Genomic DNA, 9609 nt, shown 5'->3' with positions numbered 1-9609 from the left:
TGTTCCATTTTAGAGATTTGTTTAAGATAAGATATAACTCATTGAGATGTGTCATAGTATTCGTCGTTAGAAAACAATTATTGTGACATTATTTCAATGAGTTATCTATTTTTGTCGTGTACAGAGCATTTAATCAATGATTAAGCTGCTTTTTTGAACCAAGAAAAGAACCCTTTTTTCTCAGCTTTTGCTGCTTCAGCTTTTTTCTCTGCACATTTTTTAGCGCAGTCTTTTTTCGCTTCAGCTTTTACTTCTTCAGTTTTAGTTTCAACAGCTTCTTTTGCATCAGTTGCTTTTTCTACAGCTGCATCTTTTGCTTCAACAGTTTTTGTAACGACAGCATCTTTAGTTGCTACAGTTTTTGCTACAGTCGCGTCTTTTGCTGCAACAGTGTTCGCAACAACAGCGTCTTTAGCCGCTACAGTTTTTGCTACAGTTGCATCTTTTGCTGCAACTGCAGCTTCTTTAGTTGCTGCTGCTTTTTCTACAACTGCTTTTTTCATGTCAGCAGTTTTGGCTTTAGTGGTTTCTTTTACTGTTAAAGTTTTAGTTTGAGTCGCTTTTTCTGCAACAGCCACTTGAGTTTTAGCAGCATCTTGAGTTGCTTGAGCAGCAGCTACAGTTGCAGTTTTCGCTTGTGCAGCTTCAACAGCAGTCGCAGGTTTTTGTTCTACAGCAGTAGTTGCCATAGCAGAAGTTGTAGCAGCAACTAAAGCAACAGCTAAAGTAGTTTTGATCGCGTTCATAGTCATCACTCTATAAAACTTAGTTAAAATAAGGCATTGTAAATTTTATGCCTTATCAACAGCCCTTAGGTTACACGGCACAGAGTAAGGGATTTGATTGTGTGAATATTCCACCAATGTTACAAACGGATAACATGGTGTAACGCAGAAAAACAAACAAAAACAGCGTACATTGCACAGCATTCGAAATTTTCAATTCAAAGCTGATTTAAAATCACTGTTAAAGCCGTTATGGTGAATATACATTTCCGCTATTGGTATGGCATAAAAATAACGTCGCATGAGGGATAACTACAGATGCAGCAGCTTATTTGTTATAAACAGTTCCCTGTGTGGACGCAGCAGTCGATTCCACACGGTTTTAAACAACAGCACAATACCAAAGCAGGCACATGGGCAAAACTCACCGTGCTGCAAGGTGAAGTAAATTTTGCCATGTTAGATGCGTCTGGAAATGTCCTCTCGACGCATGTATTTAGTCCAGACCTACCACTGCCGTTTATCGAACCGCAGGCGTGGCACAAGATTATCTCTGCGAGTGACGATGTGCAATGTCAGTTGAGTTTTTATTGTTTAGCGCAGGACTATTTTTATAAGAAGTATCAACTCAGCCCAACACATTCAGAACTTTTGGCAGCAACACCGTATTTGCATGGTGGACGTGCTTTGGATGTCGGCTGTGGGCAGGGGCGTAATTCGCTGTACTTAAGTCAGCTGTCTGAGCAGCGTTTTGAGGTGGATGCATGGGATGTCAATCCACACAGTTTGCACAAGCTGCAAGAGGTGATCGCTGCGGAAGGCATTGAAAATATTCATGTACAGCAGCGTGATCTAAACGCTGACCCAAGCATTACAGGTACATACGACTTTATTTGCTGTACCGTGGTGATGATGTTTTTAGAGGCCAAGACAGTAAAGCCTCTGATTCAGCAGATGCAGCAAGCCACAAATATCAATGGTTATAATCTCATCGTGTGCGCGATGGATACACCTGATCTCCCTGCGCAGCCTGACTTTCCATTTAGCTTTAAAGCAGGGGAGTTAAGTGCACTGTATGGAGGGTGGAAGATTGTGAAATATAATGAAAATGTCGGGGAGCTGCATCGGGTGGATGAGCAAGGCAATCGGATTAAGCAGCATTTTGCGACTTTGTTGGCGCAGAAAATTTAAGCCTAGTATTTTAGGATGTTGAGTTGAAGAGTTGGGGATCAACTCAACACTTACTTTACTTAAACTGAAAAAAGGGAACCATTTTTGAGTTAGTCAGGGTGTATGTGTACTTAGAAAATTCAACCAATTAAATATGATCATACTCTGATTTAAGGCTGATAAATAAAGCCTAAAGCTTTTAAAGGCAATTGAATGATGTCGATTGTGAGTGTTAAAGGCAATAGTGGTAATTCTGCCAATTTTTCCTGCCCTGACTTTTTGACATAGCCACTTTGGTCTTCGTAATGCTGGATACGGATCTTATATGGATGGCTTAAGGGCTTTAAATCTGCGGCATTCGCAACTTTTGGGTAAACCGTACCTGCAATTTCTAAGTTAAAGAGATGATCTTGCTGTTCTGCCTTTGAACAATCACATGGTGCTACGCCATATTGGTTGAATAATGCCCTTTCCGTAGGACTTAGTGTTCCATTGGGAGGCGCATAATAAAATTTAAAGCTTCCGCTAAATTTAGTGCTGTTCGGGCTCGGAGAATTAAAGTCAAGTTCTCGATGGAGACGAATATATTGTGGATTGAGTTGGCTAATCAGTTGAATAAAATCAGCACCGCCTTTATTGATCACATAGCTGTATTTATTGCCTGCGACTACGATGCTATCGATTGGTTCATTGGGTATTGCTTTAGCGGGTTTGCCAAATGCGATCACATCATCTTCAAGGATTGTTCTCCATGCATATTTTGTTTCGTATTTTTGAAACAGATCACGGGAGAGTTCACCGATTTGATTATTTGTAACGCAAGCTGTAAGAAAAATAAAAGTGCTTAGGCAGCTCATCTTTAAGAGGTAGTGAAGTCGTTTATTTATCATTGTTATGCATATTTAAGTTTTGGTTCAGGCCTTACCATAATTCAAAAATCGCTGAAAATCGAGAATTAACGTATTAACTTTAAAAATATGCTGAGGCGTTTTTACGGTTTGTTTAGCACGGTTTATTGCTGAAGATTTTTGAACAAAATTTATTGCACTATGAAATTTCCCTCTCCTTTTAAGGAGACTTGCGCAGAATACCGCTCAGGGAGAGGATTTATATGAAAAATTTCCCCTCATCCTCTTGTGGTGCATGCTGCTCACCCCAGAGGGAGAAGGGGCTTCTAGTATTATTCATGCGAGTTTAGTTAACAAATAAAAAACCCCGCATTAAGCGGGGTTTTTTATCTCAGTATTTAACTAAACATTAAACACGTTCGATAATGGTCGCGATACCTTGACCTAGACCAATACACATGGTCGCAAGACCAATTTGTGTATCTTGCTGTTCCATGACGTTCAGCAAAGTCGTTGTGATACGTGCACCAGAACAACCCAATGGGTGACCAAGCGCAATCGCACCACCGTTCAAGTTCACACGGTCTTGTTGGTCATAGATGCCTAAGCCTTTAAGAACAGACAAACCTTGTGCAGCGAACGCTTCATTCAATTCAAACGTTTGAATATCAGCAATTGACAAGCCAGCACGTTTAAGCGCTTTTTGAGTTGCTGGTACAGGACCATAACCCATGATCGCAGCATCACAGCCTGCAACCGCCATAGAACGAATCACAGCACGTGGCTTAAGACCTAAAGCTTGAGCACGTTCAGCAGACATCAGCAACATTGCAGAAGCACCATCAGACAAAGCTGAAGATGTTGCAGCAGTTACTGTACCGCCTTTCGGGTCGAATACTGGACGTAAAGCTTGGAATGCTTCAAGGTTTGCATCAGGACGAATCACTTCATCGATATCGCACAGAATTTTGAAGCCATTTGCATCGTGACCTTCAACGCCCACGATTTCATTTTTGAAACGACCTTCTTGTGTTGCAGCCCAAGCACGGCGGTGTGATTCAACACCAAACGCATCTTGTTCTTCACGAGAAATACCGTTCATACGACCTAACATTTCAGCAGTTAAGCCCATCATGTTAGACGCTTTTGCATAATGCTTAGACGCTTCTGGGTTGATGTCGATGCCGTGCATCATGCCAACGTGACCCATGTGCTCTACACCACCAATGATGAAGATATCACCTTGGTTGGTTGCAATTTGCGCAGCCGCCGTGTGGATTGCTTGCATAGAAGAACCACAAAGACGGTTCACTGTTTGACCTGCAACAGTCTTTGGAAGATCAGCCAATAACGCAATGTTACGACCAATGTTCATACCTTGCTCTAGGGTTTGGTTTACACAGCCCCAGATTACGTCTTCAACTTCATTGGTATCAAACTGGTTACGAGCAACAAGCGCGCGTACTAATTCAGCAGATAAGCTGTCAGCACGGACGTTACGGAACATACCATTTTTGGTTTTACCCATTGCTGAACGTACGCCATCAACGATGACAACGTCACGTGGATTTAAAGTAGCCATTCACGTTGCTCCTTAACCGTAGAATTTTTTGTTGTTAGCAGCCATGTCACGCAACATTTGTGGCGCTTCATAAGCCTTACCTAAATACGCATATTTGTCGCAAAGTGCTACGTATTCAGCGACACCTGTTTGGTCGATGTAACGGCATGGACCACCACGGAATGGAGGGAAACCTACACCCATGATCATCGCCATATCTGCTTCAGCAGCAGTCGCTACGATATTGTCTTCTAGGCAACGAACAGTTTCGTTACAGAACGTCAGCATCATACGGTCAATGATTTCTTGAGCATCAAATTCACGTTTTTCCGCAGTTGCAACAGAAGCCACAAGTTCGTAAGCCACTGGATCAACCACTTTGGCTTTCTTACCTTTACGGTCAAGTTCGTATTTGTAGAAACCAACGTCATTCTTTTGACCAAGACGTTTGTTTTCGTACATGGTTAAAGTTGCGCCTTTGAAGTCAGGCTTCATACGGTCAGGGAAACCTTCCGCCATTACTTCTGCACCGTGTACGCCTGTGTCGATACCCACAACGTCGATGAGGTAAGCAGGACCCATTGGCCAGCCGAATTTTTCCATCACTTTATCAACTTGCTGGAAGTCAGCACCGTCTTTCAGTAGAAGGTCAAATGCACCGAAGTAAGGGAACAATACGCGGTTTACAAGGAAGCCCGGGCAGTCATTGACCACGATTGGTGTTTTACCCATTTTCTGAGCAAGAACTACAGTCGTTGCAATCGCTTCAGCAGACGTCTTTTCACCACGGATCACTTCTACCAATGGCATCATGTGAACTGGGTTAAAGAAGTGCATACCTACGAAGTTTTCAGGACGTTGTAGGTTTTCAGCCAAACGTGTGATTGAAATGGTTGATGTGTTAGACGCAATGATCGTGTTGTCACGAACATTTTTCTCAGTTTCAGCAAGTACGATACCCTTAACTTTAGGGTTTTCCGTTACTGCTTCAATCACGATGTCCACTTCTTTAAACTCGTCATAGCTTAAAGTCGGACGGATGCGCGCAAGAGTTTCACCCATTTTCGCCGCAGTCATTTTTTTGCGATCAACTTGTTTAGTCAACAATTTGTTCGCTTCAGACATACCTAACGCCAATTGTGGGTTACCAATGTCTTTCATGATGATTGGTGTGCCTTTGCTTGCCGCTTGGTAAGCAATACCACCACCCATGATACCTGCGCCTAGTACAGCAGCTTGGTTGACAGGGTGAGCACCTTTTTCATATTTCTTCGAAGTTTTCTTCACAATTTGGTCGTTAAGGAATAAACCAATTAACGCACCTGCTTGTGGAGTCACAGCCGCTTTAGCAAAACCTTGCGCTTCGATTTTCAATGCTTCATCACGTGGAAGGCTTGCACCTGCTTGTAATGAGTCTAGAAGAAGTTTTGGCGCTGGGTATTGTGCAGGGTTTGCTTTAGCAAGAACTGCACCTTTCGCTGTATTGAATGCCATCATTTGTTCAAGCATGTTCAATTTAACAGGATCTAATTTTTCTTGGCGTTTTGCTTTCCAGTCTACACGGCCAGCAATTGCTTGTTTCACAAGGTCAATTGCAGCGTCTTGTAGTTTGTCTGCAGCAACAACTGCATCAACAGCACCGTCTTTGAGCGCAGCAGCTGGCTTTTTCGGTGCAGCCATTGCCATCCATTCAACCGCATTGTCGATACCAATCACGCGGCTTAAACGAACCGTACCACCAAAACCAGGGTAGATACCCAGTTTGATTTCTGGAAGGCCAACTTGTGCAGCTTCTGACATCACACGATAGTCACACACTAAGCACATTTCAAAACCGCCGCCCAATGCCATACCATTGATTGCAGCAACTTTAGGAACGTTTAGATCTTCAAACGCATTGAAGATGTCGTGAACAGGCAATGCCCAATCCACAATTGCTTGTTCGCCTTGAGCGAAGTTGTCACCGAATTCAGTGATATCTGCACCCACGATAAATGTAGATTTACCTGAAGTAACGATTAAACCTTTGATGTCACCGTTTGCTTTAACAGCGTCAATTGCAGCTTTAAAATCTTCAATTGTTGCGCGGTTAAATTTGTTGACCGACTCACCTTGTAAGTCAAAGCGGAATTCTGCAATTCCGTCCGAAAGCATTTGGACGGTAATGGCATTGCCAGCGTGGATCATGCCTGATCTCCTTTATTTTGGAGGACTTCTAAGTTGATGTTGTGAAGCGAGTACGCGGTTCCTGCGTACACTATATGCCTCGCTAATCTTACGATAACTATATCTAAAAAGAACATAACAAGTTGTATCAAGCCGTGACGCTAGGGTCATCAAAATTTCTTTTGGAAATAGCCTTCGGATCTGCCTTTAAACGCTATCGCTCTAATTAAATATGTTGAAGCTTATGTTTCAGTTCACATTTTTTTATAAATGTAAGCTATAGATTGAGATGCGAAAGAAAAATTCAAGAAAAAAGCAAGTATATTTTTCGGCAGAATGGTCAATTCACTTTTAACATTGTCATCCATCTTTGCTGAGACACAGTGTTCTATGCTGCTTATTTAGGCATCACTGAGCACTATGCTATACTCGCCGCGTTCTCAAAAAAGTTAATTTTTCATTAAGCACAATGCTTATTAGCACCAGGTCCTCATATGATTAAGTGGATTATCCTGGCGGTCTTTGTCATTTCTGCGTTTTATATCCAGCAACGCGGTAAAGTCCGTCATTCATTTTATCGTCAGTTTTTTGATCATTCGACATTGCTCGCACCGATCAATTTTCTCATGTACATGTTTTCAAAAGTGCCGAGTCAACCCTATATCGACACGCAGCATTTTAAAGATTTAAAAGTCTTAGATGAAAACTGGGAAATGATTCGTGATGAAGCCAAGGCCTTGTATGAAAAAGGGGGCATCAAAGCATCGAGTACTTATGATGACCTTGGATTTAACTCGTTCTTTAAAACAGGTTGGAAACGCTTTTATTTAAAATGGTATGACTCAGCCCATCCTTCGGCTGCTGAACTTTGCCCAAAAACTACGGCCTTGTTAAAAAATTTACCCACTATTAAAGCCGCGATGTTTACTGAGTTGGCGCCAGACAGTCGTTTAGTCCGTCATCGAGATCCCTATGCTGGTTCATTGCGTTATCACTTGGGCTTACTGACGCCCAATGATGACCGTTGTTTTATTGATGTCGATGGTCAGCGGTACTCATGGCGTGACGGCGAGAGTGTGGTGTTTGATGAAACTTATATTCACTATGCTGAAAATAAAACGGATCAGAACCGGATCATTTTCTTTGCAGATGTTGAACGGCCATTAAAGTCAAAGTGGATGGAAGCTTTTAACCATTGGTTTGGTAAAAATGTCATGACTGCTGCAAGTTCACCGAATGAAAGCGGTGATAAAACAGGTGGTTTAAATAAAGTATTTGGCTATGTCTATCAAATTCGCATAAAAGCCAAAGCCTTGAAAAAAACCAATCGTTCACTGTATTACTTTTTAAAGTGGTTCCTGATGTTGGGGCTGTTCTTCCTGATTTTTATACGTCCATATTTATTTTAAAAGTGGAATAAATATCGAAAAAATGCGCCCTTAGGGGCGTTTTTTTATGCTGACAGTCAGCGAAATATCAGTTATCGTGCAAGCAGAATAAAAATAATCATGCAGAGCAAATCAGCAAAAGCAGAAATAGTGTTAGCCAGAATAAGCTAGAACCAGAATAAGCCAGAAAAAATGTGCCAACAGACGAGGAATATGATGTTGACGTCCAAACTTAAGCCCATGCCAAACCATTGAGCTGAAAGAAAAGCGTCATCATCAATGATAGCCAAAACCCAAAGGTGAAAACGGTGGAAACATTGCAGACCTACTGCATAGAAACCCTGTGTAAACGCCTGAAGGGAAGGATTTGGCGGGAAGGGGATCCGATTCATGAAAGCAACCAACCAAACATTGATGCATCAAATGCATATTTCGATGCAAGATATAGAACGACGTAAACAGTTGCTTGGCTTGACTGATTTAGAGCTGGCGGAACTGGCTTCGATTGGTGGAATTGTGGCGCCGATCCTCGACAGTATGGTCGATGAATTTTATGAAAATCAGACCTCAATTCCAGAAATTGCAACATTGATTGGTGATCTTGATACCTTGAAGCGTTTGCAACGCGCGCAGCACCAGTATTTATTGGACTTATTTTCCGGGTGCTATGACAGCGCTTATGTGAATAACCGTTTACGGATTGGTTTGGTTCATAAGCGCATAGGTGTAGAGCCGAAGTTGTATCTCTCTGCGGTGCATACCCTAAAGACCATGTTGTTTCGCTTAATTCAGCGAACCTTTAATGATACGGAACAATATCAGCGGATTATTAACACCTTGGAAAAGCTCTTTATGTTCGACACCACATTGGTGGTGGAAACCTATGTATGGAGTTTGATTAATGAGGTGAAGATCTCCCGTGAAAAAATGGAACAGTATGCGCATGCGCTAGAGTTTCGTGCACAAGAAATGGAAGAACTTTCACAGCGCGATCCATTAACAGGACTGTTAAATGTCCGGCATTTATCGACCTTATTGACCAGTATTTTATATACTGCACAGCGTAATCATGAACCTGTGACAGTGGTGTTTATTGATATCAATGATTTTAAAAAGATCAATGATGAACAAGGTCATCCACGTGGAGATCAGGTACTACAAACGGTTGCTGCGGCCATAAAGTCGGTTGCACGTTTAGATGATCATTGCTTCCGTTATGGCGGAGACGAATTTTGTTTGGTCTTGCCTGGTTGCAGTGAAAAGCATGTGGAAGCGAGTTTTATCCCGCGTTTATTAGAAGCGGTGGCTGAAATGGAAGCAGGCTTAAGTTTAAGTATTGGGCTCTGTCAAACAGACCATCAGCAAGGCTATATAGATGCCATGAGTTTGGTACAACAAGCCGATGCTAAAATGTATCAAGAGAAAAAGAATTATAAACGTTTGCAGGAACAACCTATATCGAAAGAAGCGTGATTCGAGCGTAAAGAACGCCAAAAATAACAATAGATGAATAGCGGTACTTGAGCGAAATGGATCTCCATATTCTTGAAAATAATGTGATAAATACGCTTATTTCCTGCAAAAATAAAAGCTGAAATAGCAGATGCATCCTGCAAAATCTTGTATAGAAACCTTTGCACGAACAGATACACAAAAGTTCGTTAAAATGATATAATGCTTTATAATCAACCACATAACAAAAGACACCGACATGGCATGGAAACAAACAGGGCAGCTGTCCCTAGCAGACA

Annotated in this window: 7 protein-coding genes; 3 read left to right on the top strand and 4 right to left on the bottom strand. The window is 41.9% G+C overall.

All coding sequences use genetic code 11. The features are described from left to right. Nucleotides 1–140 precede the first annotated feature (140 nt). Nucleotides 141–746, bottom strand: a complete 606-nt coding sequence (locus FTU34_RS16925; RefSeq protein ID WP_180036231.1) for a hypothetical protein — start codon at nucleotides 744–746, stop codon at nucleotides 141–143. A 297-nt stretch (nucleotides 747–1043) separates the two neighbouring features. On the opposite strand from FTU34_RS16925, the gene tehB reads away from it, so the two are divergent. After that, nucleotides 1044–1916 (top strand): SAM-dependent methyltransferase TehB, encoded by an 873-nt coding sequence (gene tehB / locus FTU34_RS16920; RefSeq protein WP_180036232.1) that lies wholly within the window; start codon nucleotides 1044–1046, stop codon nucleotides 1914–1916. A gap of 149 nt (nucleotides 1917–2065) precedes the next feature. On the opposite strand, the gene FTU34_RS16915 is transcribed toward tehB, so the two are convergent. The 3 genes from FTU34_RS16915 to fadB form a co-directional block, all read right to left on the bottom strand. Next, complete coding sequence (locus tag FTU34_RS16915; protein ID WP_168379007.1) at nucleotides 2066–2785, bottom strand: hypothetical protein; 720 nt, start codon at nucleotides 2783–2785, stop codon at nucleotides 2066–2068. A 367-nt stretch (nucleotides 2786–3152) separates the two neighbouring features. Next, nucleotides 3153–4325: an acetyl-CoA C-acyltransferase FadA gene (gene fadA, locus FTU34_RS16910; RefSeq protein WP_180036233.1), complete on the bottom strand. Its 1173-nt coding sequence runs from the start codon at nucleotides 4323–4325 to the stop codon at nucleotides 3153–3155. A gap of 12 nt (nucleotides 4326–4337) precedes the next feature. Next, nucleotides 4338–6491, bottom strand: a complete 2154-nt coding sequence (gene fadB / locus FTU34_RS16905) for a fatty acid oxidation complex subunit alpha FadB (protein ID WP_180036234.1) — start codon at nucleotides 6489–6491, stop codon at nucleotides 4338–4340. A 473-nt stretch (nucleotides 6492–6964) separates the two neighbouring features. Between fadB and lpxO the strand changes: the two genes are divergently transcribed. Continuing rightward, on the top strand, nucleotides 6965–7879 hold the full coding sequence (gene lpxO, locus FTU34_RS16900) for a lipid A hydroxylase LpxO (RefSeq protein ID WP_111885964.1): 915 nt from the start codon (nucleotides 6965–6967) through the stop codon (nucleotides 7877–7879). 369 nt (nucleotides 7880–8248) lie between these two features. Beyond that, complete coding sequence (locus tag FTU34_RS16895) at nucleotides 8249–9331, top strand: diguanylate cyclase domain-containing protein (RefSeq protein ID WP_180036235.1); 1083 nt, start codon at nucleotides 8249–8251, stop codon at nucleotides 9329–9331. Nucleotides 9332–9609: the final 278 nt, after the last annotated feature.

The organism is Acinetobacter sp. YH12094, from assembly GCF_013419295.1.
Lineage (GTDB): Bacteria > Pseudomonadota > Gammaproteobacteria > Pseudomonadales > Moraxellaceae > Acinetobacter > Acinetobacter amyesii.
This window is presented reverse-complemented; position numbering and strand designations above follow the sequence as displayed.